The 24,712-nt window shown below is 66.6% G+C and carries 23 protein-coding genes and 1 pseudogene; 12 read left to right on the top strand and 12 right to left on the bottom strand.

All coding sequences use genetic code 11. The annotated features are described in order from the left end of the window. Positions 1-14: 14 nt before the first annotated feature. From ACNQFN_RS10020 to ACNQFN_RS09985, 8 genes are all read left to right on the top strand, one after another. Positions 15-500 carry a pilus assembly FimT family protein gene (locus ACNQFN_RS10020; RefSeq protein WP_068636583.1) on the top strand — a complete coding sequence of 162 codons (486 nt, stop codon included), beginning with the start codon at positions 15-17 and terminating at the stop codon, positions 498-500. After that, entirely contained in the window at positions 497-874 is a 378-nt protein-coding gene (gene gspI, locus ACNQFN_RS10015; RefSeq protein WP_418648710.1) for a type II secretion system minor pseudopilin GspI, read from the top strand. Before ACNQFN_RS10020 ends, gspI begins: the two co-directional genes overlap by 4 nt. After that, the gene (locus ACNQFN_RS10010; RefSeq protein WP_068636585.1) at positions 871-1,434 is read left to right on the top strand and encodes a type II secretion system protein GspJ; all 564 of its coding nucleotides are present in this window, start codon (positions 871-873) and stop codon (positions 1,432-1,434) included. Before gspI ends, ACNQFN_RS10010 begins: the two co-directional genes overlap by 4 nt. Continuing rightward, a complete protein-coding gene (gene gspK / locus ACNQFN_RS10005) occupies positions 1,421-2,359 on the top strand; it encodes a type II secretion system minor pseudopilin GspK (protein ID WP_418648709.1) in 939 nt (312 codons plus the stop codon). Before ACNQFN_RS10010 ends, gspK begins: the two co-directional genes overlap by 14 nt. Beyond that, on the top strand, positions 2,356-3,705 hold the full coding sequence (gene gspL / locus ACNQFN_RS10000) for a type II secretion system protein GspL (RefSeq protein ID WP_418648708.1): 1,350 nt from the start codon (positions 2,356-2,358) through the stop codon (positions 3,703-3,705). Before gspK ends, gspL begins: the two co-directional genes overlap by 4 nt. A 159-nt stretch (positions 3,706-3,864) precedes the next feature. After that, positions 3,865-4,347 carry a type II secretion system protein GspM gene (gene gspM, locus ACNQFN_RS09995; protein WP_068636588.1) on the top strand — a complete coding sequence of 161 codons (483 nt, stop codon included), beginning with the start codon at positions 3,865-3,867 and terminating at the stop codon, positions 4,345-4,347. Then, positions 4,347-5,105: a type II secretion system protein N gene (gspN, locus tag ACNQFN_RS09990; protein WP_418648707.1), complete on the top strand. Its 759-nt coding sequence runs from the start codon at positions 4,347-4,349 to the stop codon at positions 5,103-5,105. The genes gspM and gspN overlap by 1 nt, the downstream gene beginning before the upstream one ends. A 106-nt stretch (positions 5,106-5,211) precedes the next feature. Continuing rightward, on the top strand, positions 5,212-7,167 hold the full coding sequence (locus ACNQFN_RS09985; RefSeq protein ID WP_068636590.1) for a PhoX family protein: 1,956 nt from the start codon (positions 5,212-5,214) through the stop codon (positions 7,165-7,167). A gap of 180 nt (positions 7,168-7,347) precedes the next feature. Here ACNQFN_RS09985 and zapE read toward each other — a convergent pair whose 3' ends face one another. From zapE to ACNQFN_RS09930, 11 genes are all read right to left on the bottom strand, one after another. Beyond that, a complete protein-coding gene (gene zapE / locus ACNQFN_RS09980; RefSeq protein ID WP_418648706.1) occupies positions 7,348-8,460 on the bottom strand; it encodes a cell division protein ZapE in 1,113 nt (370 codons plus the stop codon). 85 nt (positions 8,461-8,545) lie between these two features. Continuing rightward, positions 8,546-9,970 carry a dihydrolipoyl dehydrogenase gene (gene lpdA, locus ACNQFN_RS09975; protein WP_068636592.1) on the bottom strand — a complete coding sequence of 475 codons (1,425 nt, stop codon included), beginning with the start codon at positions 9,968-9,970 and terminating at the stop codon, positions 8,546-8,548. Between the two features lie 83 nt (positions 9,971-10,053). Continuing rightward, entirely contained in the window at positions 10,054-11,247 is a 1,194-nt protein-coding gene (gene odhB / locus ACNQFN_RS09970) for a 2-oxoglutarate dehydrogenase complex dihydrolipoyllysine-residue succinyltransferase (RefSeq protein WP_068636593.1), read from the bottom strand. Between the two features lie 38 nt (positions 11,248-11,285). Then, positions 11,286-14,138 carry a 2-oxoglutarate dehydrogenase E1 component gene (locus ACNQFN_RS09965; protein ID WP_068636617.1) on the bottom strand — a complete coding sequence of 951 codons (2,853 nt, stop codon included), beginning with the start codon at positions 14,136-14,138 and terminating at the stop codon, positions 11,286-11,288. 164 nt (positions 14,139-14,302) lie between these two features. Beyond that, positions 14,303-15,598: a citrate synthase gene (gene gltA, locus ACNQFN_RS09960; protein ID WP_068636594.1), complete on the bottom strand. Its 1,296-nt coding sequence runs from the start codon at positions 15,596-15,598 to the stop codon at positions 14,303-14,305. 60 nt (positions 15,599-15,658) lie between these two features. Further along, the gene (locus ACNQFN_RS09955) at positions 15,659-15,895 is read right to left on the bottom strand and encodes a succinate dehydrogenase assembly factor 2 (protein ID WP_068636595.1); all 237 of its coding nucleotides are present in this window, start codon (positions 15,893-15,895) and stop codon (positions 15,659-15,661) included. Positions 15,896-15,910: 15 nt separating this feature from the next. Further along, entirely contained in the window at positions 15,911-16,621 is a 711-nt protein-coding gene (locus ACNQFN_RS09950; RefSeq protein WP_068636596.1) for a succinate dehydrogenase iron-sulfur subunit, read from the bottom strand. A gap of 19 nt (positions 16,622-16,640) precedes the next feature. Then, positions 16,641-18,434 carry a succinate dehydrogenase flavoprotein subunit gene (gene sdhA / locus ACNQFN_RS09945; protein ID WP_068636597.1) on the bottom strand — a complete coding sequence of 598 codons (1,794 nt, stop codon included), beginning with the start codon at positions 18,432-18,434 and terminating at the stop codon, positions 16,641-16,643. Between the two features lie 2 nt (positions 18,435-18,436). Then, on the bottom strand, positions 18,437-18,784 hold the full coding sequence (gene sdhD / locus ACNQFN_RS09940) for a succinate dehydrogenase, hydrophobic membrane anchor protein (protein WP_418648705.1): 348 nt from the start codon (positions 18,782-18,784) through the stop codon (positions 18,437-18,439). After that, positions 18,778-19,167 carry a succinate dehydrogenase, cytochrome b556 subunit gene (gene sdhC / locus ACNQFN_RS09935; RefSeq protein WP_068636599.1) on the bottom strand — a complete coding sequence of 130 codons (390 nt, stop codon included), beginning with the start codon at positions 19,165-19,167 and terminating at the stop codon, positions 18,778-18,780. The genes sdhD and sdhC overlap by 7 nt, the downstream gene beginning before the upstream one ends. A gap of 110 nt (positions 19,168-19,277) precedes the next feature. Further along, entirely contained in the window at positions 19,278-20,006 is a 729-nt protein-coding gene (locus ACNQFN_RS09930; RefSeq protein ID WP_418648704.1) for a GntR family transcriptional regulator, read from the bottom strand. A gap of 232 nt (positions 20,007-20,238) precedes the next feature. Between ACNQFN_RS09930 and ACNQFN_RS09925 the strand changes: the two genes are divergently transcribed. The 3 genes and pseudogenes from ACNQFN_RS09925 to ACNQFN_RS09915 all read left to right on the top strand — a co-directional run. Beyond that, a complete protein-coding gene (locus ACNQFN_RS09925; RefSeq protein WP_068636601.1) occupies positions 20,239-21,228 on the top strand; it encodes a malate dehydrogenase in 990 nt (329 codons plus the stop codon). A gap of 96 nt (positions 21,229-21,324) precedes the next feature. After that, on the top strand, positions 21,325-22,314 hold the full coding sequence (locus ACNQFN_RS09920; protein ID WP_068636602.1) for an HpcH/HpaI aldolase/citrate lyase family protein: 990 nt from the start codon (positions 21,325-21,327) through the stop codon (positions 22,312-22,314). Positions 22,315-22,403: 89 nt separating this feature from the next. Beyond that, positions 22,404-22,625, top strand: a pseudogene (locus tag ACNQFN_RS09915) (MFS transporter); the annotation flags it as partial. A gap of 106 nt (positions 22,626-22,731) precedes the next feature. Here the strand turns inward: ACNQFN_RS09915 and ACNQFN_RS09910 are convergent. After that, a complete protein-coding gene (locus ACNQFN_RS09910) occupies positions 22,732-23,646 on the bottom strand; it encodes an ATP-grasp domain-containing protein (protein ID WP_418648703.1) in 915 nt (304 codons plus the stop codon). A gap of 46 nt (positions 23,647-23,692) precedes the next feature. On the opposite strand from ACNQFN_RS09910, the gene ACNQFN_RS09905 reads away from it, so the two are divergent. Next, the gene (locus ACNQFN_RS09905) at positions 23,693-24,700 is read left to right on the top strand and encodes an LLM class flavin-dependent oxidoreductase (protein WP_418648702.1); all 1,008 of its coding nucleotides are present in this window, start codon (positions 23,693-23,695) and stop codon (positions 24,698-24,700) included. The last annotated feature ends 12 nt before the right edge of the window (positions 24,701-24,712 follow it).

Genomic DNA, 24,712 nt, shown 5'->3' with positions numbered 1-24,712 from the left:
GCCAGCCCCAAGCCATGTCCAGGCAGCACGGCTTCACGCTGGTCGAGCTGATGGTGACTCTGCTGGTGCTCGGCATCGCGGCCGGCGGTGTCGGCCTGATGGTCGACAGCGTGCGCGCGCACGATCCACAGGCGGCCATCGATCACCTGCGCCGCGCGCTGGAAACCGCCGCCGCGCGCGCCGAGATCCGCGGCCATCGGCTGGCGCTCGAATTCGCTGCCGACGGCTACCGTTTCGCCGAGCTCGACCGCCACGGCGAATGGCGCCCGCTGGAGACCGATGCGCTGCTGGCGCCGAGGCAACTGCCCGATGGCCTCGACTGGGCCGGCCTGCACATCGGCGGCAAACGCGCCCTCGCCTCGCCGCTGCATCACCGCATCGTCTTCGGCAGCCGGCCGCCGCGCTACCGCCTGCAACTGCGTCACGGCAACACCCTGCACACGCTCGACGGCGACATGAGCGGCCGCGTGCGGCACGGCACCGCACGGCCGCCGGCATGAAAGCGATGAGACATCCCGCCGCCGGTTTCACGCTGCTCGAAACCCTGGTCGCGCTCGCCATCGTCGCCCTCGCGCTGAGCGCTGCGACACGCGCGATGGGCGGCACCGTCGTCGCCGCCGCCAGCCTGCGCGAGCACACACTGGCGGCCTGGGTGGCGGAAAACCGCCTCGCCGAACTGCGCGCCGGCCAGGCCTGGCCGGCCATCGGCCAGCGCCGTGGGGACAGCATGATGGGGAGGCAGCGCTACCGCTGGACCGAAACGGTCAGCGGCACGCCGAATCCGCTGTTTCGCCGAGTGAAAGTCGAGGTTCACGCCGCCGACGGCAGACCGCTGGCGAGCATGACCGGCTTCGCCGTGAGGCCGCCGCGATGAACGCCACGACCGCCGCACAACGCGGCCTGACCCTGATCGAAGTGATGGTCGCCCTGGCCGTGTTCGCGGTGCTGGGCGTGCTGACCTGGCAAGCCAGCAGCCAGCTTGCCGATGCACGCCAGCACGTCGGCGCCGAATTCGAACGCTGGCGCGCGATTTCCAGCGCCACGCACCGCATCGGCAACGAGCTGCAGCAGATCGTGCCGGCAGCCGGTGCGCTGCGGCTGGACACCGGCGGCACTTCAGGCATGGCCGGCACGCTGGATTTCACCATGCCGGCAGGACAGGACGGCCTGCCCGCTCGCGCCCGCTTCCTGCTGACCGAGCGCAGGCTCGAATGGTGGATGTGGGACGGTAGTAACCTTAGCGCCGCACCCGAGCGGCTGACGCTGCTGGACGAGGTCGATGCCGTGCGCTGGCGCTTCCTGCACGAGGGCCGCTGGTACGACAGCTGGCCGCAGCAGGACGCGGCCACTGCGCCGCCGCTGCCGGCAGCGGTCACGCTGGAGCTGGATCTTCCCGATGCCGGCACGCTGCTGCGGACCTATGCGCTGCGCTGAGCGACTGCGCAAATGCCAGCGCGGCGCCGCCATCATCCTCGCGCTGCTGGCCGCCAGCCTGGCGGCGATGCTGGCGGCGGCTGCGCTCGCCGATTTCGGCCACGCCTACGACATCCACGCCGGCCGCCACGAGCAGGCCCAGTCGCGCCAGCTCGCCCTCGGCGCAGTGGACTGGGCGCGCAGCGTGCTGGCGCAGGACGGACGCAACAGCAGCAGCGACCACCCGGGCGAAGCCTGGGCGATCCGGATTCCGCCGACGCCGATCGACGGCGACCCCGCCGCAGGCATCATCGGCGGCCACATCAGCGAGCTGTCGGGGCGCTTCGACCTCAATGCGCTGCACCCCTCGCGGCGCCTGCACGGAGCTGCACGGACACATTGCGAGCGGCTGTTCGGCCTCGTGCTCGGCGATGCGGGGACCGCAACACGGCTGGTGCATGCGCTCGATGTCCATCTGCGCACACCGCCTTCGTCAACCGAAACAGGCACATCGGCAAATGGCAAACCGGCTGCCCGCTACGGCCCGCTGCTGGCTTCGGTCGACGAGTTGCTGCGCCTGCCGGGCTTCGATGCCGACATTCTCGCCGCACTGGCGCCGCACCTGGCCGCACTGCCCGCCGGTGCGCCGATCAACGCCAACACCGCCACGCCGGAAGTGCTCGCAGCAGTCGTCGAAGGGCTGCCTCTCGACCAGGCCCGCCTGCTCGCCGCCGAGCGTGAACGCATCTGGTATCGCAATCCCGGCGATTTCCGCGCCCGCCTCGGCGAAGGTGCGGTGCCGCCCGGCCGCGAGGTGCTCGACGTGCGCAGCCGCTACTTCCGCGTCGACATCCATGCCGCCTACGGCGAGGCCGTGACCCGCCTGCATGCGCTGCTCGAGCGCGAACGGAACTGGCCGACTCTTCTCTGGTACCGCTACGAATGAAATCCCGCCTCACGCTGCTGATCCCCGAACACTGGCCACGCATACCCGAATGCGAGTGGCGCCTGAGCATGCGCGACGGTAGCAGCCAGCACGGCCGCAGCGCCCCCCGGCACTGGCCGGCGGCGGACGAACACGTCGCCATCCTCGACGGCGCCCAGACCCGGCTGCTGAGCGTCACCGTGCCGCCGGGCAAGCGCAAGGACCGCCCGGCGCTGATCGCCTATGCGCTCGAAGCCCGGCTTGCGCGCGACGTCGACCACGAGCACCTCACCGTCATCGCCGAATCCTCTGGCAGCGGCGGCGCGACCAGTGAAAGCACAGGCGATACGACGAACGGCAGCGGCAATCCGGCTGCACGGCGGCTCGAGCTGCTGGTGGTCGATGCCGCCCGCCTGCGCCGGATCTGCGCCCAGTTCGACGCCCTCGAACGGCCCCTGCAGCGCGCAGTGAGCATCTTCGAATGCCTCGCGGCCAGCGCCGAATGCTGGCAGCTGGCAAGCGGCGACAGCCGCAGCATGGCGCTGCGCACCGGCGGCGGCGACGCGCTCGCCCTTGATCTACCGCCCCCCGGCCTTGCCGCCGTCGACAAGGATGGAGAGCCTGGAAACGGCGAAGATGAAAATAACGGCGGCAGCGGCGACGGGCGGACGGCAGCCATCGCCGACTTGCTGGCCCTCGCCCTTGCCGACCCGGGCAGCCGCATGCCGCAGCGTATCGAACTCGCCTTCGTGCCGCCGCTGCCACCGGCCTGTTGCGACACCCTCGCCCGACGCACCGGCGTCGGCATGCAGCCGATCGATTTCGCTGCGGTATGGGCACGCAGCGCACAGGCGCATACGCTGCTGCACGGCGGCTTCACACCCAAAACTGGCGCTGGCGCCGGCTTGTGGTCCCGGCTGCGCTGGCCTGTCCTCACCGCCGCTGGCGCCTTGGCGCTGGCCGGCATCATCACGGTTGCCAGCCTGCTCGCCGACCGCACCGAACTCGCCCGGCTGGAGCAGCGCCAGGCACGGGTGTTTGCCGGCGCCCTGCCCGGCATGCCCGCCGTCGCGCCGGCACGCCAGCTTCAGCGCGCCTTGCGCGATGCGCGCCGCATGCTGGGAGAACTGGTCGAAGACGACATGCTGTCGATGCTCGGCGCCGTCGTCGACGCAAGCGGCACCCTGCCCACCGCCTTCAGCTATCGCGACCGGAGCCTGAGCGTCGACCTGCCGGCCGCGTCCTCCGCCACACCCGGCACCGCCACCCCGTCGAACCCGGCACTCGGCACCCGTCTCGTCCGGCGCGGCTTCACGGTGGAAGCGGAAGGCGACGGCCAGCGGCTGACGCTGTCTCCGGCCCCTTGATTCCATGCCTTTTCCGGCCCGCCCCTCCCCGGTTTCCACCACTCGGCTCCGCTCCCGGCCCACTGCATCGATGCAGTTCCTTTCCGTCCAGCCCTTGATCGCCGCCCCGGCAACATTCCATCCGATCCCGATATCGCGCTAGCCCATATGAGAACCCTGATGACTTTCACTCCCGCCGAACGCTGCCGCATGATCGTACAGCGCCTGTCTCCACGCGAACGGCGCGCCCTGCGAGCCGCCCTCGCGGTCGTGCTGGCGGCGGTCCTGCTGCTCGGCACCGAAAGCCTGCTTGCCGAGCGGGAACGCCTGGATCGCCAGCTTCCGCTGCTCGCCGAAAGCCTCGTGCGCATGGAGCGCAACGCAGCCGAACTCGCCCGGTTGCGCCAGGCGCCACGCACGCTCGCCGCGGCCGATGCCGCGCTGCTGGGCGCCAGCGCCACTTCGCACGGCCTCGAAGTCGACATCGAAGTCGGCGGCGACCAGGCTTTCCACATCGCTGGCCACGCTGCTCTCCCCCTCCTGCTGCCCTGGCTGGGAGAAATCCACGCCGAATACGGCCTGCGCGTCGTGGAGATGCAGTTCGACGGCGCTGCGGGCAGCCGCTACACCGCCGTGCTCGACCGCGACGGCATGACGCGCTGATGCGGACGCTGGCCTCTTCCCCAGCCTTGCGCGCACTGTGTCTGACGGGCTTGGTGGCGGGCTTCGCCATCGCCTGCGCACCGGCCTCGCTGCTGGACCGCGGCATGGAGCGCGTGAGCGAAGGCCGCATCCGGCTGAGCACCGGCCAGGGCACGCTGTGGCGCGGCAGCGGCCTGCTGGTCGAGCGCGAGGCAGGCAATTTCCGCCCCTGGGCCGACATTACCTGGCGCTTCGACTTCGGCGAGCTATGGCGAGGCCGCATCGCGCTTGCGCTTGCCGTCGACGAGCAGCCTCCCGCCAGGCTGCTCGTCTCGCCACGCGGTTTCGACCTCGAGCTGCCCGGCACCAGCCTGCCGCTGGCGCCACTGCTACGAACCCTGCCCCACCCGGCCGCCCGCCTCGGCTGGGACGGCAGGCTGCATGCCGGCGGCAGGCTGGAACACTGCAGTTGGGCATTCGCCTGCGATGGTCGGCTGCAACTCACGGTGGACGCCTTGTCACTGGACGTATTGCCGGATGCGCGGCTGGGGCGCTACCGGCTCGACACCCAGGCCAGCGCCGGCAGCCTGCGGCTCGTCCTCGCCAGCGACGAACACAACCGGCTGAACGCCAGCGGCGAGGCCGAAGTGATGCCAGGCGGATTCAGCAAGGGCGAGATCACCCTGGCTGGCGAGCGCGAGCTGCTGCGCCAGATCGGTGCGATGACTGCCGACCTCGCGCGCCCGGCTGCGGACGGTGCGCTGCGCGTCACCTGGTGAGTTGCCGCGCCCGCAGCACACAGCGGTAAGGAAAGCTTCACCGTGTCGTAACGCGGCATGACGAGAATCCTCGCTCGCTGGATCCCAACCTGGAGAAATGAAGCCAATGAACAAGCTTGAAATGCTCGAAGACCTGCCGAGCAACACTTCCGACAACGAGCACTTCCAGGCCGTCGTCGAACGCGCCGTCAGCCGCCGCGGCTTCCTGAAGAGCGGGCTGGGGCTGTCGGCCGCCGTTTTCCTGGCGGGCTCGCTGTCGGCCTGTAACAGCGATGACGACGACGATGACGACGTCGCCGAAACCCCGCAGGAACCGGCTTCGCTGCTCGGCTTCCAGGCGATCCCGATCTTCACCGGCGACGACGTGCGCATTGCCGCCGGCTATACCGCCACCGTGTTCGCGCCCTGGGGCACGCCGCTGTTCGCCGGCGATCCGGCGTGGCAGAACGGCCGCGACGATGCCGCCGCCCAGGCCCGCCAGGTCGGCGACAACCACGACGGCATGCACTTCTTCCCGCTGACCGAAGGCAACAGCGACGAAGGCCTGCTGGTGATGAACCACGAATACGTCACCACCAGCGGCGCTGCGACCTACACCTGGCTGTTCGGCACCCAGGACACCACGATCACCACGCTCGACCAGGCCGACAAGGCGATCAACGCGCACGGCGTGTCGGTGATCCACATCGCCAGGAATGCCGCGGGCAAGTGGGAAATCAAGCTCGGCTCGCGCTACAACCGCCGCATCACCGCCGCCACGCCGATGCGCCTGACCGGCCCGGCGGCCGGCGATGCGCTGCTGCAGACCAGTGCCGACCCCACCGGCACCCTCGTGCTGGGCACTTTCAACAACTGCGGCAACGGCTGGACGCCGTGGGGCACTTACCTCGCCTGCGAGGAAAACTTCAACACCTACTTCGGCACCACCATCGCCGGTGACGGCCGCAGCGCCGCGCAGAAGCGCTACGGCCTGTCCTCCGGCGCAACCGCCTATGGCTGGGAGCTGTTCCACGACCGCTTCGACTACAAGAAGGAGCCGAACGAATCCAACCGCTTCGGCTGGATCGTCGAAATCGACCCCTTCGATGCCGAATCGACGCCGAAGAAGCGCACCGCGCTGGGCCGCATCAAGCACGAGAACGCTGCCTACCGCATCGCCGCAGACGGCACCGTGGTGGTCTATATGGGTGACGACCAGGCCGACGACTACATCTACAAGTTCGTCTCGGATGGCAAGTACGTTGCCGGCGACCAGCGCAACAACGCCAACCTGCTCGACTCGGGCGAGCTCTATGTGGCGAAGTTCAAGTCTGGCGCGGCCAGCGGCGACTTCATGGGCGATGGCGAATGGGTGCTGCTCGACCGCAATGCCACGCCGGAACTGGCCGGCTTCGCCAACCAGGCCGAAGTGCTGATCCACGCCCGCCTCGCCGGCGATGCGGTCGGCGCCACCAAGATGGACCGCCCCGAATGGGTCGCGGTGCATCCGGACAGCGGCGAAGTCTATGTCACGCTGACGAACAACTCGGGCCGCAGCGTCACCGACGAAGCCAACCCGCGCGCACAGAACCGCTACGGCCAGATCGTGCGCTGGCGCGAAACCGGCAACGATCCGAAGGCGACCACCTTCGAATGGGACATCTTCGTGCTCGCCGGCAACCCGGTGAAATACACCGACCGCAGCGACTTGAAGTCCGGCTCGGCCAACGTCACCGCCGACAACACCTTCAACAGCCCCGACGGCCTCGGCTTCGACCCGGACGGCCGGCTGTGGATCCAGACCGACGGCAACTACAGCAACGCCGGCGAATACGAAGGCCAGGGCAACAACCAGATGCTGTGCGCCGATCCGGTCAGCAAGGAAATCCGCCGCTTCTTCGTCGGCCCGAAAGAGTGCGAGGTGACCGGATTGAGCTTCACCCCGGACGGCAGGACGATGTTCATCAACATCCAGCACCCGGGCGAGGACGGCGACAGCCACTGGCCGGACGGCGGCACTTCGGTGCCGCGCTCGGCGACCATCGTCATCACCAAGGATGACGGTGGCGTGATCGGCAGTTGAGGCTGAAGAGGGCTGGCCCGGCGGCCGGATCGGCACCTCGTCGGAAAAACGCCCGGACCATGCGGTACCGGGCATTGCTGCATCGATAACTTGTTCAAAGCTCCCAGGGGCAGTGCGCAGCGAGATCGAGCATGCCCTCCGGGGCGCTCCGAGGGCAAGCCAGTCCTGCCCGACCCGGCCCTATTCGACCCGATGCGCCTCGGCCAGGTAGTCGCGTGTGCGCATTTCGATCAGGCGGCTGACGGTGCGCACGAACTCGTGCGCATTCTGGCCTTCGGTATACAGCTCGTAGGCGGGCGCCTCGGCGCTGACGATGAGCTTGACGCGGTGGTCGTAGAGCACGTCGATCAGCCAGGTCAGGCGCCTGGCCTCGGAGGCGTCCGACGGCGACATCTTCGGCACCCGGGACAGCAGCAGCGTGTGGTGTTCGCGCGCGATCTCGAGATAGTCGTTCTGCGAACGTGCGCCGCGGCAAAGCGTGTCGAAGTCGAACCAGATCACCCCCGGCGCCTTGCGCACCACCTTGAGCTTGCGCTCGAGGATCTCGAGCTCGCCGGTTTCGCCCTGCCCGCCGGCGAGGCGGACGAAGTCCTCCTCGAGCTTGCGCTCGGCAGTGGCATCGTGCGGCACCAGGAAGATCTCCAGCGTCTCCAGCGTGCGCAGGCGGTAGTCGGTACCGTCATCGACTTCGATGACGTCGAAGTTCTTCTTGATGAACTCGATGGTCGGCAGGAAATTGACCCGCATCAGGCCGTTCGGATACAGCCCGTCGGGCGGGTAGTTGGTGGTCATCACGAAGATGACGCCGCGCGCGAACAGCGCTTCCAGCAGGCGGCCGAGGATCATCGCGTCGGCGATGTCGGAGACGTGGAATTCGTCGAAGCACAGCAGCCGGGTCTGCGCCGCGATGCGGTCGGCGACCTTCTGCAGCGGATCGGGCTCGTTGTTGAAGCGCTTCAGGTCGTTCTGCACTTCCTGCATGAAGGCATGGAAATGCACGCGGCGCTTGCGCTGGTAGGGCACGCAATCGAAGAAGCAGTCCATCAGGAAGCTCTTGCCGCGCCCCACGCCGCCCCAGAAATACACGCTGCGCGGCATCTTCGGCCGCGCGAACAGCTTGCGCAGCGTGCCGCGGCGAGCCGCCTTGAAGCCCACCAGTTCGGTGTAGAGCGCTTGCAGGCGCTGCACCGCGCCGCGCTGGGCGGGGTCGGACTTGAAGCCGCGTGCCGCGAGCTGGGCCTCGTAGGCGTCGATCATCCCGCGCTCGGGGACGTTGAGGGTGCGATGGGGCATGGGTGAAAGCGGGGGAGCTTGACGGGAAAAAGGGGTGAGTGCGGGACAGTCCCCGCGTCTCACCCCTCCTGGTGCTGCAGGTCGATCAGAAGTGCAGCGGGCGCTTGTCGCAGGCCAGCGCCGCTTCATGCACCACTTCCGACAGCGTCGGGTGGGCGTGGCAGATGCGTGCCAGGTCTTCGCTGCAGCCGGCGAACTCCATCGCCACCACGGCTTCGGAGATCAGCTCCGAGGCATTGGCGCCGATGATGTGCACGCCGAGGATGCGGTCGGTGTTGGCGTCGGCCAGCATCTTGACGAAGCCGGTCGGGTCGCCCATGCCGAGCGCACGGCCGTTGGCGAGGAAGGGGATCTTGCCGACCTTGTAGGCGACGCCCGCGGCCTTGAGCTGCTGCTCGGTCTTGCCGACCCAGGCGATCTCGGGGCTGGTGTAGATGACCCACGGCACGGTGTCGAAATTGCAGTGGCCGGCCTGGCCCGCCATCAGCTCGGCGACCATCACCGCCTCTTCCATCGCCTTGTGCGCCAGCATCGGGCCGCGCACCACGTCGCCCACCGCCCACACGCCGGGCAGGTTGGTGCGGCAGTGGTCGTCGACTTCGATCATGCCGCGCTCGGTGATCTTCAGGCCGACGGCGTCCGGGTTCAGGCCTTCGGTGTTCGGCACGCGGCCGACCGACACGATCAGGCGGTCGGCTTCGAGCTTCTGGTCGGCGCCGTCCTTGTCCTTGTAGTTGATCGTGACGCCCTTCTTGCCGACCTTGACCTCGCCGATCTGGACGCCGAGCTTGATCTTGAGGCCTTGCTTGGTGAAGACCTTGAGCGCTTCCTTGGCGACGTCCTGGTCGGCGGCGGCGAGGAAGTCGGGCATGGCTTCGAGCACGGTGACGTCCGCACCCACGCGGCGCCACACCGAACCCATCTCGAGGCCGATCACGCCGGCACCGATCACTGCGAGCTTCTTCGGCACGGCGTCGATGTCGAGCGCGCCGACGTTGTCGCAGACGATCCTGTTGTCGACCGGGATGCCCGGCAGGTGGCGCGGCGCCGAGCCGGTGGCGACGATGACCTGCTTGGCGACGATCAGCTCTTCGCCGACCTTGACGTGCCAGCCGGCGTCGCCCTTGCCGGCGAAGGCGCCGTGGCCGTTCAGCAGCGTGACCTTGTTCTTCTTGAACAGGCCCTTGATGCCGCCGGTGAGCTGATCGACGATGCCGCTCTTGCGCGCGATCATCTTGGCGACGTCGATCTTCGGCGTGCCGACGCTGATGCCCTGGCTCTCGAAGCCGTGGCCGGCTTCCTCGAACAGGTGCGAGGTGTGCAGCAGCGCCTTGGACGGAATGCAGCCGACGTTCAGGCAGGTGCCGCCCAGGCGGGGTTCACCCTTGGGGTCGGCATAGGGGTTGGATTCGCAGCATGCGGTCTTGAAACCGAGCTGGGCGGCACGGATGGCCGCGACATAGCCGCCGGGGCCGCCGCCGATGACGAGGACGTCGAATTCTTGGGACATTCATCTCTCCTGCGAAAAAACGGGGCGCCACCCCATCGCACGGCTCCAGGCCCTGCGGTGGAATGCGCCCCGGTTCGTGTGGTTTAGACGTCGAGGATCAGGCGGGCCGGATCTTCCAGCGCTTCCTTCATCGTCACCAGGCCCAGCACGGCTTCACGGCCATCGATGATGCGGTGGTCGTAGGACATCGCCAGGTAGTTGATCGGACGGATCACGACCTGGCCGTTCTCGGCCACCGGACGATCCTTGGTGGCATGGATGCCGAGGATCGCCGACTGCGGCGGGTTGATGATCGGGGTCGACATCATCGAGCCGAACACGCCGCCGTTGGAGATCGAGAAGGTGCCGCCGGACAGGTCGTCGAGCGACAGCTTGCCGTCCTTGGCCTTCTGGCCGAACTCGGCGATCTTCAGCTCGATGTCGGCGATCGACATCGATTCGGCGTTGCGCAGGATCGGCACCACCAGACCGCGCGGCGAACCGACCGCGATGCCGATGTCGATGTAGCCGTGGTAAACGATGTCGTTGCCGTCGACCGAGGCGTTCAGGATCGGGTACTTCTTCAGCGCGGCCACGGCGGCCTTGACGAAGAAGCCCATGAAGCCCAGGCGCACGCCGTGGGCCTTCTCGAACTTGTCGCCGTACTGCTTGCGCAGCGCCATCACCGGCGCCATGTTCACTTCGTTGAACGTGGTCAGGATGGCGTTTTCGTTCTTCGACTGGATCAGGCGTTCGGCGATGCGGGCGCGCAGGCGGGTCATCGGCACGCGCTCTTCCGGACGGTCGCCGACGGCGGCGATCACCGCGGGCGCGGGCGCGGCGGCGGCAGCCTTCGGCTGGGCGGCGACGGCGTCGCCCTTGGTGACGCGGCCGCCACGGCCGCTACCGGCGACATCGGCGGCGGCGATGCCCTTCTCGTCGAGGATCTTGCGCGCGGCCGGGCTCGCGGCACCGGCGGCCGACGACGCGGCAGCAGCCGGCGGCGCAGTCACCGCAGGAACCGGTTCGGCGGCGGGCGCGGCACCTGCGGCGGCCTTGGCTTCGGTGTCGATGCGGGCGATCAGTTCGCCCGAGGTCACGGTATCGCCATCGTTCTTGACGATCTCGACCAGTACGCCGTCGGCCGGCGCCGGCGTCTCGAGCACGACCTTGTCGGTCTCGATGTCGATCAGGTTCTCGTCGCGCGAGACGGCGTCACCCACCTTCTTGTGCCAGGACACGAGGGTGGCTTCGGAAACGGATTCGGAAAGCTGCGGTACTTTCACTTCGATCAGCATGGAGTTCTCTCCCTGTTCGTTCTATCGGTTCTGGGACATCAGTTCGGCGACTGCGGCGTGGTGTCGCGGATCGGGCCGAAGGCGTTCTCGATGACGGCCTTCTGCTGCTCGTTGTGCTTGGCGTAGTAGCCCACCGCCGGCGATGCCGAGGCCGGGCGGCTGACCAGCAGCAGCTTGCGCTTGGTGCCGAGCACGTTGACCAGATGCTGGCGCGAAGCGAGCCAGTACCAGGCACCCTGGTTGCGCGGTTCTTCCTGGCACCAGACGACTTCCTTGGCGTTCGGGAACTGCTCGATCGCCTTGCCGAAGGCTTCCGCCGGGAAGGGATAGAGCTGTTCGACACGCACCAGCGCGGTATCGGTGATGTTGTTGTCGCGGCGGTGCGCCAGCAGTTCGTAGTAGATCTTGCCCTGGCACAGCACCACGCGCTTGACCTTCTTCGGGTCGAGGTTCTCGACCTCCGGAATCACCGTCTGGAAGTGGCCGTTGGCCAATTCGTCGATCGACGAGATCGCTTCCTTGTGGCGCAGCAGCGATTTCGGCGTGATGATGATCAGCGGCTTGCGCAGGCGGCGCACCATCTGGCGGCGCAGCAGGTGGAAGATCTGGGCCGGCGTCGTCGGCACCGCGATCTGCCAGTTGTTCTCGGCGGCGAGGCTGATGAAGCGCTCGGGACGGGCCGACGAGTGTTCCGGCCCCTGCCCTTCGTAGCCGTGCGGCAGCATCATCACCAGGCCCGACAGGCGGCCCCACTTGGCTTCACCCGAGCTGATGAACTGGTCGATGACGACCTGGGCGCCGTTGACGAAGTCGCCGAACTGGGCCTCCCAGACCACGAGCTCGTTGGGTTCGGTGGTGGAGTAGCCGTATTCGAAGGCCAGCAGCGCCTCCTCGGACAGCACCGAGTCGTAGCACTGGAAGCGGGCCTGCCCTTCCTGGATGTGATCCAGCGGCTTGTAGGTGCCTTCGTCCCAGCGCTCGCGGCGCTGGTCATGCAGCGCCGCATGACGGTGGAAGAAGGTGCCGCGATTGACGTCTTCGCCCGAGACGCGCACACCGTAGCCCTGCGCGAGCAGGCTGGCGTAAGCCAGGTTCTCGCCCATGCCCCAGTCGAGCGGCAGTTCGCCGCGCGCCATCGCGGCGCGGTCGTCGATGATCTTCTTGACCCGCGAATGCACTGCGAAGCCTTCGGGTACGGTGCTCAGGCGTTCGCCGAGACGCTTGATTTCCTGCACCGGAATGGCGGTCTCGGCTGCGTCGGTATAGGGCTGCTTCAGGAAAGGCGTCCAGTCCACCGAGAACTGGCGGTTGTGGCCCGACAGCACCGGGTTGTACAGCAGCTCGCCGCGGTCCAGGTGCTCGCGGTATTCGGCGATCATCTTCTCCGGGTCGTCGGCGCCGATGCTGCCTTCGGCCACCAGGCGGTCGGCGTAGAGCTTGCGCGTGCCCGGGTGCTTCTGGATGTTGCGGTACATCAGCGGCTGGGTGACCATCGGCTCGTCCTGCTCGTTGTGGCCGAGCTTGCGGAAGCAGACGATGTCGACGACCACGTCCTTCTTGAACTCCTGGCGGAATTCGACCGCCAGCGCGGTGACGAAGGCCACCGCTTCGGGATCGTCGCCATTGACGTGGAAGATCGGCGCTTCGACCATCTTGAAGATGTCGGTGCAGTACAGCGAGGAACGGTAGTCGCGCGGATCGGAAGTAGTGAAGCCGATCTGGTTGTTGATGACCAGGTGCACCGTACCGCCCGTACCGTAGCCGCGGGTCTGGGAGAAGTTCAGCATTTCCTGGTTGACACCCTGGCCGGCGACGGCGGCGTCACCGTGGATCAGCACCGGCAGCACCTGGCCCTTGTCGGCGTCGCCACGGCGGATCTGGCGCGCATAGACCGAACCGGCCACCACCGGGTTGATGATTTCCAGGTGGGACGGGTTGAAGGCCAGCGTCAGGTGCATCGGGCCGCCCGGCGTCATGACGTCGCTGGAGAAGCCCATGTGGTATTTCACGTCGCCTGCGGTCAGGTCGGCAGCGGCCTTGCCCTCGAACTCCGAGAACAGCATCGACGGCGACTTGCCCAGGGTGTTGACCAGCACATTGAGGCGGCCGCGGTGGGCCATGCCGATCACGGTTTCGGCCACGCCCAGGCTGCCGCCGACGCGGACGATCTCGTCCATCGCGACGATGGCGCTTTCACCGCCTTCCAGCGAGAAGCGCTTCTGGCCGACGTAGCGGGTATGCAGATAGCGTTCGAGCGTTTCCGCGGCAGTGGTGCGTTCGAGGATGCGCTTCTTGATCTCGACGGAGAACTTCGGCGTGCCGCGCACACTCTCCAGCCGGCTCTGGATCCAGCGCTTCTGCGCGATGTCGGAGATGTACATGTACTCCGAACCGATCGCGCTGCAGTAGGTCTGGCGCAGCGCTTCGAGGATCTCGCGCAGGCTGGCGCGTTCGGTCGAGAAGCCGTGGAAGGAGCCGACATTGAAGCTCTTCGACAGGTCGGCTTCGGTGAAACCGTAGTAGGACGGCTCGAGCTCGGCGATCTGCGGGCGCTCGGTACGCTTGAGCGGATCGAGGTTGGCCCAGCGGTTGCCCAGGAAGCGGTAGGCGTTGATCAGTTGCAGCACCGAAACCTGCTGCTTGTCCTCGCCTTCTCCGGCGACCACGGTGCGGACCGGACCGCGCTTGGCCATCTGTTCGAAAGCCGCGATCACCGGGCCGTGCGCGACGTCGCGCGCCACGACGCCGGGCTGGCTCTGCAGCTGGTCGAAATAGTTGCGCCATTCGTCCGAAACGGAGCCCGGATCGGCGAGATAATTCTCGTACTGCTCTTCGATGAACGGCGCGTTCGAGCCGAACAAATGCGAGGTCTGTTCGAGTTGCTTCATCATGATGAAAGCCACCTGTATTTTGTCTGTTTCGCTGCTTGCAGGTAATGCGGTGATCAGAGAAACCGTCGATCGAGCCCCGATGACAAAACGGGATGAACGCGCGCACGCGTTCATCCCGCTGTTCGTCAGGTTCGGCGATGTCTCCCTCCCCTCTCCATCGTCTCTTACGGACGCTGTGCGATCGCCGGAACGTCGCGCCGCGCCGCGCCGGTGTAGAGCTGGCGCGGGCGGCCGATCTTGTATTCCGGATCGGTGATCATTTCTTCCCACTGGGTGATCCATCCCACCGTCCGCGCCAGGGCGAAGATGCAGGTGAACATGGAAGTCGGGATGCCCAGCGCCTTCTGCACGATGCCCGAGTAGAAGTCGACGTTCGGGTAGAGCTTCTTCTCGACGAAGTACTCGTCTTCCAGCGCGATCTTTTCCAGCTCCATCGCCAGCTTGAACAGACGATCGTTTTCAAGGCCGAGTTCGGCCAGCACTTCGTTGCAGACCTTGCGCATCAAGGTCGCACGCGGATCGAAGTTCTTGTAGACGCGGTGGCCGAAGCCCATCAGCTTGAAGCTGTCGTTCTTGTCCTTGGCGCGCGCGATGTATTCGTTGACGCGCGAGACGTCGCCGATCTCTTCCAGCATGTTCAGGCAGGCTTCGTTGGCGCCGCCATGCGCCGGACCCCACAGGCAGGCGATGCCGGCCGAGATGCAGGCGAAGGGGTTGGCACCGGAAGAGCCGGCCAGACGCACCGTGGAGGTGGAGGCGTTCTGCTCGTGGTCGGCATGCAGCGTGAAGATGACGTCGAGCGCGCGCACCAGCACCGGGTTCGGCTCGTACTTCTCGCACGGCGTGCCGAACATCATGTGCATGAAGTTGGCGGTGTAGTCGAGGTCGTTGCGCGGGTACATGAAGGGCTCGCCCTTGTTGTACTTGTAGGCCATCGCGACGATCGTCGGCAGCTTGGCGATCAGGCGGTTGATCGAGATGCTGCGGTGCTCGGCGTCGGAGAAGTCCAGCGCCTCGTGGTAGAAGGCCGACAGCGCGCCGACGACGCCGACCATGACCGCCATCGGGTGCGCATCGCGGCGGAAACCCGAGTAGAACTTCGTCATCTGGTCGTGCAGCATGGTGTGCCGCTTGATCGTGGTCTCGAAATCCGCTTTCTGCCCGGCATTCGGCAGTTCGCCGTTCTTCAGCAGGTAGGCGACTTCGAGGAAATTGCATTTCTCGGCCAGTTGCTCGATCGGATAGCCGCGATACAGCAGTTCGCCCTTGTCGCCATCGATGAAGGTGATGTTCGACTTGCAACTCGCAGTCGACAGGAAGCCCGAGTCGTAGGTGAACAGGCCGGTCTTGCCGCCCAGGGTGCGGATGTCGATGACATCCGGGCCATGGGTGCCGGTCATCACCGGAAATTCGACGGTCTTGCCATCGACGGTCAGCGTTGCAGTGCGTTCAGTGCTCATAGATCGTCCCTTCTACTAGCCGGTTTAACTGCTTGTCGTATCGTGATCCTGTCTGCTGCGTCAGGGCTGACGCAGCAGACCGATCATCTCCTTCCAGCGGTCCGTCTCACATGCCTTGCTGCCATTGACCATGGCCCAGAGGTCGTGGTCCTCACAACGCAGCAGGTCGTCCAGATCCGCGATCTGATCGTCGCCGAGACGATCGAAATGCCGCTCCAGGAAGCGCTCGAACACGAGATCGAGCTCGAGCAAGGCCCGACGACACTGCCAGCGGACACGCCCCCTGTTGATGCTCATATGCCAACCTCGTCCTCAGACCGCACGGCGGACCATCATATCCTTGATCTTGCCGATCGCGCGGGTCGGATTCAGACCCTTCGGACAGACGTCGACACAGTTCATGATGGAGTGGCAGCGGAACAGGCGGTACGGATCTTCGAGGTTGTCGAGACGCGCATTGGTGTCCTGGTCACGGGTGTCGGCCAGGAAGCGGTAGGCGGCAAGCAGGCCGGCCGGGCCGACGAACTTGTCCGGGTTCCACCAGAACGACGGGCAGGACGTCGAGCAGCAGGCGCACAGGATGCACTCGTACAGGCCGTTGAGCTCCTCGCGGTCGTCCGGCGACTGCAGGCGTTCGCGCTCGGGCGGCGGGTCGTTGTTGACCAGGTAGGGCTTGATCGAGTGGTACTGCTTGAAGAACTGCGTCATGTCGACGATCAGGTCGCGGATGACCGGCAGGCCGGGCAGCGGGCGCAGCGTGATCGGCTGCTGCAGGCTGTCGACGTCGGTCAGGCAGGCCAGACCATTCTTGCCGTTGATGTTCATCGCGTCCGAACCGCACACGCCTTCGCGGCAGGAACGGCGGAACGACAAGGTGTCGTCCTTGGTCTTGAGGCGGACCATGGCGTCGAGCAGCTTCTTGTCGGAAGCTTCCAGCTCGACCGAGATGTCCTGCATGTAGGGCTTCTCGTCCTTGTCCGGATCGTAGCGATAGATCTTGAAGTGAACGGTACGCTTGCTCATGTCGTTTGTTCTCCCGCGCTCAATAGGTGCGCTTGGCGAGCGCGATGGGTTCCACGTCGTCGGACAGCGGCTTCAGGTTCACCGGCTTGTAGTCGAGGCGGTTGCCGTCGCGGTACCACAGCGTGTGCTTGAGCCAGTTCTTGTCGTCGCGGCCGTTGGGGTTCTCTGCCGTGTCCGGTGCGTCGTCGCGGACGTGGGCGCCGCGCGATTCCTTGCGCGCCTCGGCCGAGATCATGGTCGCCTTGGCGACTTCGATCAGGTTGTCCAGTTCCAGCGCCTCGGTGCGGGCGGTGTTCCACACCTTGGACTTGTCGCCGATCTCGGTGTGCAGCGACTGCTCGGCCACTTCGAGGATGCGGGTGACGCCTTCGGTCAGCAATTCGTTGAAGCGGAACACGCCGGCGTGCTTCTGCATCGTGCGCTGCATGGCCAGACGCACTTCATGCACGTCGGTACCGTTCTTCTGGTTTTCCAGACGGGCGATGCGCGCCAGCGACATGTCGGCGGCGTCGTCGGGCAACGGCTTCAGCGTCAGGTTGCCGGACTGGAAGTCCTCGACCACGGTCTCGCCGGCGGACTTGCCGAACACCAGCAGGTCGAGCAGCGAGTTCGTGCCCAGGCGGTTGGCGCCGTGCACCGAGGCGCAGGCGCACTCGCCGGCAGCGTAGAAACCCTGCACCGGCACGTTCGGGTTGCCGTCCTTCGGCACCACGACCTGGCCCTTGTAGTTGGTCGGGATGCCGCCCATCTGGTAGTGGCAGGTCGGCACGACCGGGATCGGCGCCTTGATCGGGTCCACACCGGCGAACTGGATCGAGATCTCGCGAATGCCGGGCAGGCGCTTCATGATGGTCTCGGGCGACAGGTGGGTGATGTCGAGCAGCACGTGGTCCTTGTCCGGACCGCAACCGCGACCTTCGTTGATCTCGGTCACCATCGAGCGCGACACCACGTCGCGCGAGGCCAGATCCTTCAGGTTGGGCGCGTAGCGCTCCATGAAGCGCTCGCCGGAGTCGTTGCGCAGGATGCCGCCTTCGCCGCGCACGCCTTCGGTGATCAGCACGCCCGCGCCGGCCACGCCGGTCGGGTGGAACTGCCAGAACTCCATGTCTTCCAGCGGGATGCCGGCACGCGCCGCCATGCCCAGGCCGTCACCGGTATTGATGAAGGCGTTGGTGGAGCTGTAGAAGATGCGGCCCGCACCGCCGGTGGCGAAGATCGTCGCCTTGGCGTGGAAGATCGAGACTTCGCCGGTTTCCATCTCGATCGCGGTGACGCCGAGCACGTCGCCTTCGCTGTTGCGGATCAGGTCGAGCGCATTCCATTCGACGAAGAACTGGGTGTTGGCGCGCACGTTGCGCTGGTACAGCGCATGCAGCATGGCGTGGCCGGTACGATCGGCGGCTGCACAGGAGCGCATCACCGGCGCCTGGCCGTAGTTCATCGAGTGGCCGCCGAAGGGGCGCTGGTAGATCTTGCCGTTGTCGGTACGGTCGAAGGGCATGCCATAGTGTTCGAGTTCGATGACGACCTCGTTGGCCTTCTTGACCATGAATTCGATGGCGTCCTGGTCACCCAGCCAGTCCGACCCCTTCACGGTGTCGTACATGTGCCAGTGCCAGTTGTCCTCGGTGGTGTTTCCCAGCGAGGCGGCCACACCGCCCTGCGCCGCAACCGTGTGCGAGCGCGTCGGAAAGACCTTGGTCAGCACGGCCGTCTTCAGGCCGGCTTCGGACAGTTGCAGGGCAGCGCGCAGGCCAGCACCACCCGCGCCGACGATGACTGCATCAAAGGTACGCTTGGCGACGTTCACGCTTACAGCCTCCAAAGAATCTGGGCCGCCCAGCCGGCATAGCCGACGAGCAGGAAGAGAGTGACGAGATGCAGCGACAGGCGCAGGCCGTCCGGCTTGACGTAATCCATCCAGATGTCGCGCACGCCGATCCAGGCGTGGTAGAACAGCGACAGGAAGAACAGGAAGCTCAGGAAGCGGAAGGGGCCGCTGGAGAACAGGCCGCTCCAGGCCTCATAGCTGAACTCTGACAGAGTCAGCGTACAGACCGCGAAGATGATCGTGTAGATGGCCATGAAGACCGCAGTGGCACGCTGCGCGATCCAGTCCTTCAGACCGTAGTGCGCACCGACAGGTTGACGCCTCACCATAGTTTCACCCCGATGATCACGGTGAGCGCGATGCTCACGATCAGAACGATGCGCGACGAATTGCGCGCGGCCTGAAGTTCCGTTCCCTTGTGCAGGTCGAGCAGCAGGAAGCGGATGCCGGCACAGAAGTGGTGCATGTAGGCCCACAGCAGACCCAGCAGCAGCAGCTTGGCCAGCGGGTGCCCCACCACTGCGCTGAAGGTCTCGAAGGTCTCGGGCGAGCCGAGGCTGCGATCGAGCAGATACAGCAGGAAAGGCAGCAGCAGGAACAGGCCCGCGCCGCTGATCCGGTGAAGGATCGAGACGATACCCGGCAGCGGCAGCCGGATCTGATTCACGGCCAGATGCTTCGGCCGCTGTTTGTGTACAGTCACTTCTGACATGAAGACTCCCCTCTACATGTACGACGAAAGATCCGCCGTCGACTTCGAAAATACGTACACCGTTATACGTAATCAGTAATTATAGCGCCCTCGCCCGGTGCGTCATTACGTCAATTCAACTCATTCAGATAAAAGTGCTCGGCCGTCGAATAGAGGCCGCGCCGCCATTCGACCGGCTTGTCGCCGTAGGTGTAGGTGACCCTCTCGACCGACAACAGCGGCGTGCCTTCGGCGACCTTCAGCGCCTCGCTGGCATTGCGGTCGGCGGCAACGGCACGGATGCGTTCCTGCGCCCGGATCATGCGCAGACCGAAACGGGTCTCGAACAGGCTGTACAGGGAACCGTTCCAGTCCTGCAGCACTTCCGAAGTCAGCCCCTGGAAGATTTCCCCGGGCAGATAGATTTCGTCGATCACCACCGGTTTGGTCGAGAACTTCAGCAACCGGCGGACGATGATGATCGGCACCCCGGGCTCGATGCCCAGCATGCGCGAGGCTTCCTGGCCGGCCTTGGCCCGCCAGCAGTCCAGCGGTACGCTCTGCGGCTGCGACAGATCGCCATCCATCGGCACCAGGCGCAGGAAACGGAACAGGGCCCTCGGATCATTGTGCGAGGCAACGTAAGTGCCCTTCCCCTGCTTGCGGACGAGCAGGTTCTCGGCAGCCATTTCATCGATCGCCTTGCGAACGGTGCCCTGCGACACGCTGAAGCGCGCCGCCAGCTCCTGCTCGCTCGGAATCGCCTGGCCAGGCCGCCACTCACCGGACTCGAGAGCCTGAAGAATCAGGGTCTTGATCTGGCGGTAAAGCGGGCTGAAAGTAGGAGCTTCCCGTGACATGCGCGCATTTGAGCACAAAAAATACAAGTCGTCCATACCTCGTCTTATGTCTTATATAAGATAAAAGACATGATTTGACAGCTCCGGCATTTCTTCTTAGTATTCCCGCGCCCCTGATGCGTGCGACGCGAATGTCCGGCATGATGCGCCGGAATCCACGCCCCATGCAGCCGGGGCACGAATTCTCGATACCGCCATCACAGACCGTCTTCTTTATAGAGGGAGTATTCACATGAGCAAAGCCCCCATGCGCGTCGCAGTCACCGGCGCCGCCGGCCAGATCGGCTACAGCCTGCTGTTCCGCATCGCCAGCGGTGAAATGCTGGGCAAGGACCAGCCCGTGATCCTGCAATTGCTCGACCTGCCCCAGGCCCAGAAGGCCGTGAAGGGTGTGATGATGGAGCTGGAAGACTGCGCCTTCCCGCTGCTGGCCGGCATGATCGCCACCGACGACCCCAACGTCGCCTTCAAGGACGCCGACGTCTGCCTGCTGGTCGGCGCCCGTCCGCGCGGCCCCGGCATGGAACGTGCCGACCTGCTGACCGCCAACGGCGCGATCTTCACCGTGCAGGGCAAGGCCATCGCCGAAAACGCCAAGGAAGACGTGCGCGTGCTGGTCGTCGGCAACCCCTGCAACACCAACGCCTACATCGCCCGTTCGGCCGCGATCAAGGTCGGCCGCACCAACCCGAACAACTACCACGGCATGCTGCGCCTGGACCACAACCGCGCACTGTCGCAACTGGCAGCCAAGTCGGGCCGCCCGGTGTCGTCGCTGAAGAAGATGGTCGTGTGGGGCAACCACTCGCCGTCGATGTACGCCGACTACCGCTTCTGCGAATCGAACGGCGACAGCGTCAAGGCGCTGATCAACGACCACGCCTGGAACAACGACGTCTTCCTGCCCACCGTCGGCAAGCGCGGCGCCGCCATCATCGAAGCCCGTGGCCTGTCCTCGGCTGCCTCGGCCGCCAACGCCGCCATCGACCACGTGCGCGACTGGGTGCTGGGCTCGGACGACTGGGTCACCATGGGCGTGCCGTCGGACGGCTCCTACGGCATCCCCGAAGGCGTCGTGTTCGGCTTCCCCTGCGAAGCCAGGAACGGCCAGTTCAAGATCATCCAGGGCCTGGAGATCGACGAGTACTCGCAAGGCAAGATCAACGCCACGCTGAAGGAACTCGAAGAAGAGCGTGCCGCCGTTGCCGACATGCTGAAGTAAGACCGCAACGCGGCCTGCGGGCCGCGTCTGCACCGGGCCGCGGGGTAGAATCCGTGGCCCTTTTTGTTTCCCGTGCCGCCTTCGAGGAGAACCCGCATGCGCCTGCACCCTGCCGATGTCCTGTTCGCCGGCGAAAAGCCCTTCCCCGCCCTGCCCGCGGTCGACCACTACGCCGGCGCCGAGAAGCTGATGCTCAAGGCACTCAAGCTGCAGCAGGAGCTCGGCCCGGTGTTCGACATCACCTGCGACTGCGAGGACGGCGCACGCGCAGGCGCCGAAGCCGAGCACGCACGCATGGTGGTGGGCGTGGTGAACGGCGCCGAGAACCACTTCGGCCGCGTCGGCGCGCGCATCCACGACATCACCCACCCGCACTGGATGCAGGATCTCGACATCCTGGTGCGCGGCGCCGGCCAGCGGCTGGCTTTCATCACCCTGCCCAAGGTCCGCTCGGCCGCCGATGCCGCCGCCCAGATCGAGGAGCTGCGCCGCATCGAGGCCGCCTGCGGCAGCGTGCGCGCACTGCCGGTGCACGTGCTGATCGAAACCCACGGTGCGCTGCGCGAAGCCTGGGAGATCGCCGCCCTCGACGGCGTCGAATCGCTCGACTTCGGCCTGATGGATTTCGTCTCCGGCCACCACGGCGCCATTCCCGGCAGCGCGATGAAGAGCCCGGGCCAGTTCGAGCACCCGCTGGTCACCCGCGCCAAGACCGAAATCTCCGCCGCCGCGCTCGCCAACGGCGTCGTGCCCTCGCACAACGTCACCACCGAACTGCAGGACGTCGCCGTCATCCGCCACGACGCCGAGCGCGCACGCCGCGAATTCGGCTACCTGCGCATGTGGAGCATCCACCCCAACCAGATCCTGCCGATCGTCGCCGCGATGCAGCCGGACTTCTCCGAAGTCGAGGAAGCCGCCGAGATCCTGATCGCCGCCCAGGATGCCGACTGGGGGCCGATCCAGCATGGCGGACGGCTGCACGACCGCGCCTCCTACCGCTATTACTGGGAACTGCTGCAGCGTGCGCGCAATACCGGCATGGAGTTGCCGGGCGAGGCACGTCAGCGTTTCTTTGCCGCCTGAGTCCGCCGCAGCACGAGCATTCCGATCACGTCCATGCAAGCTCCCAGCAAGGTGCCGGGCGCTGCCGGCTCCACGCATCTCGAGGCCGGCACGCCCTCGCCAGCGGCTGGGTGGGACGGCGCGCGGGCGAGCGGCGCGCACTGGCCTCGGCGCTCTACCTGTCGAGCTACTACCTCGGCGCCAGCGTCATCGGCAGCCTCGCCGGCACCGCGTGGACGGCCGGACACTGGCCCGGCCTCGCCGCGCTGCAGGGGATCTGCGTGCTCGGGACCGGCGCGGTCGCGCTCCGGCTGCGCCGCCTGCCTGCTTGAGGTTGCCGGACAGGAACGCGCAGGCGCTCGCTCTTCGGCCGGCCGAAAAGCTGCGCAGGCGGCCCGCTTTCTTCCGCCAGGCCCTGGTGCAGGATGGCTGGAGAGCTCACGCGCGAACCCCGCGCAGCTTTTTGGCCAGCACCGCGGCCAGCGTCTCTGCCGCCGGCGGATCGAAGCGGAAGAACAGCTCGGGCTCGATCATCTCGAGCTCCATCAGCCGGAAGCCGCCGCCGTCGCGCACGAAATCCACCCGCGCATACAGCGGCAAGGACGGGCAGGCAGCGACCGCGGCCTCGGCGAAGGCACGCTCGTCCGCTGACGGCGCGTGCGAGTGCACCGTACCGCCATGATCGTCCTGCACACGAAAATCCCCCGCACGCGCGGTCTTGCGGATGGCATGGGTGCAGCGGCCGTCGATCACGATCAGCGACAGCTCGCCGTCGGCGAGGATGGCCGGCTCGAAGCGCTGCACCAGCATCGCCTCCTGCGCCACGCAGCGGGCGAAGACCGGTTCGTGCCCGGCCAGCGAAGCCCGATCCACACGGCAGGTCAGCCGCGCCGCACCCGACACCGCCGGCTTGAAGACGATCTCGTCCCAGCCCTGCGCCGCCATGATCGACGCCAGCGTCATCGCCTCGCCGCGCTCGACGAAGCACGTCGGCGCGATCGCCACGCCACGTGCCGCCAGGTCGGCCAGATAATGCTTGTCGACGTTCCAGCGGATCAGGCCGGCGTCGTTGAACAGGCGCGTCTGCGCCGACACCGCGTCCAGCCAGCGCGAGAACTCGGCGAAGCGGTCGAAATAATCCCAGGTCGTGCGGAACAGCAGGCTGCCGCATGCGCGCCAGTCCATCGTCGGATCGGCCCAGGAACGCCGCGCCACGCTGAGGCCCTGTGCCTGCAGCGCTTCAGCCACCAGGCCGTCCTCGCGAGCGATCTGCGCCTGATACCAATCGTCGGGGTCGGGGTGCACGTAACGATCCTCGGTCAGGATCACCACGTCGATCGGCTTGGCAGTCATCGGCGGCTGTGGCGTAATGAAAGGCCGCGATTCTAGCAGCAGCCCCATGCCCCGCTCTCCCATCCCGCTCTCGGTCCTCGATCTCGCCCCCGTCACGTCCGGCAGCACCGCCGCCGACGCACTGCGCAACACGCGCGAGCTCGCCCGGCTCGCCGACCGCAGCGGCTACAACCGCTACTGGCTGGCCGAACACCACAACATGGCGGGCATCGCCAGCGCCGCCACCGCGGTCGTCATAGGCCACGTCGCCGCGCACACCCGGCGCATCCGGGTCGGTGCCGGCGGCATCATGCTGCCCAACCACGCCCCGCTGGTGATTGCCGAACAGTTCGGCACCCTCGAAGCCCTGTTCCCCGGCCGCATCGACCTCGGCCTCGGCCGCGCGCCCGGCACCGACCAGACGACGGCACGCGCACTGCGCCGCAACCTGGGCAACAGCGACGAGACTTTCCCGCAGGACGTGCTGGAACTGCAGAGCTACTTCAAGCCGGCCCAGCCCGGCCAGAAAGTACAGGCCGTGCCCGGCGCCGGCCTGGAGGTGCCGATCTGGCTGCTCGGCTCCAGCCTCTTCAGCGCCGAACTGGCCGCCCACCTCGGCCTGCCCTTTGCCTTCGCATCGCACTTCGCGCCGCGCTTCCTGCTGCGCGCGGTGGACCTGTACCGCAGCCGCTTCCGGCCCTCGGCGGCGCTCGAACGCCCCTACGTCATGGTCGGTGCCAACGCCATCGCCGCCGACACCGACGACGAAGCCCGGCTCCTGTTCAGTTCGCTGCGCAACCGCTTCGCCGGCATCGCCCGCGGCGATCGCGGCCTGCTGCAGCCGCCTGAGCCGGATGAGGAACAGGGCTGGACGCCGGCAGAACGGCGATACGCCGACGAAGCCACCGCCTGCTCGGCGGTCGGCAGCGTCGACACCGTGCGCCGCGGCCTGGAACGACTGATCGCCGAAACCGGCGCCGACGAACTGATCGTCACGGCCCAGATCTTCGATCACGCCACCCGCTGCCGCTCCTTCGAGATCCTCGCCGAAGCCTGGGAGCTGGCCAGCGCTTGAACGGGCGCCGCG

It is taken from the genome of Thauera butanivorans (genome assembly GCF_048398245.1).
Classification (GTDB): Bacteria; Pseudomonadota; Gammaproteobacteria; order Burkholderiales; family Rhodocyclaceae; genus Thauera; species Thauera butanivorans.
Note: the sequence above shows the minus strand (reverse complement) of the source record. Positions and strands in the feature narration are given on the sequence as shown.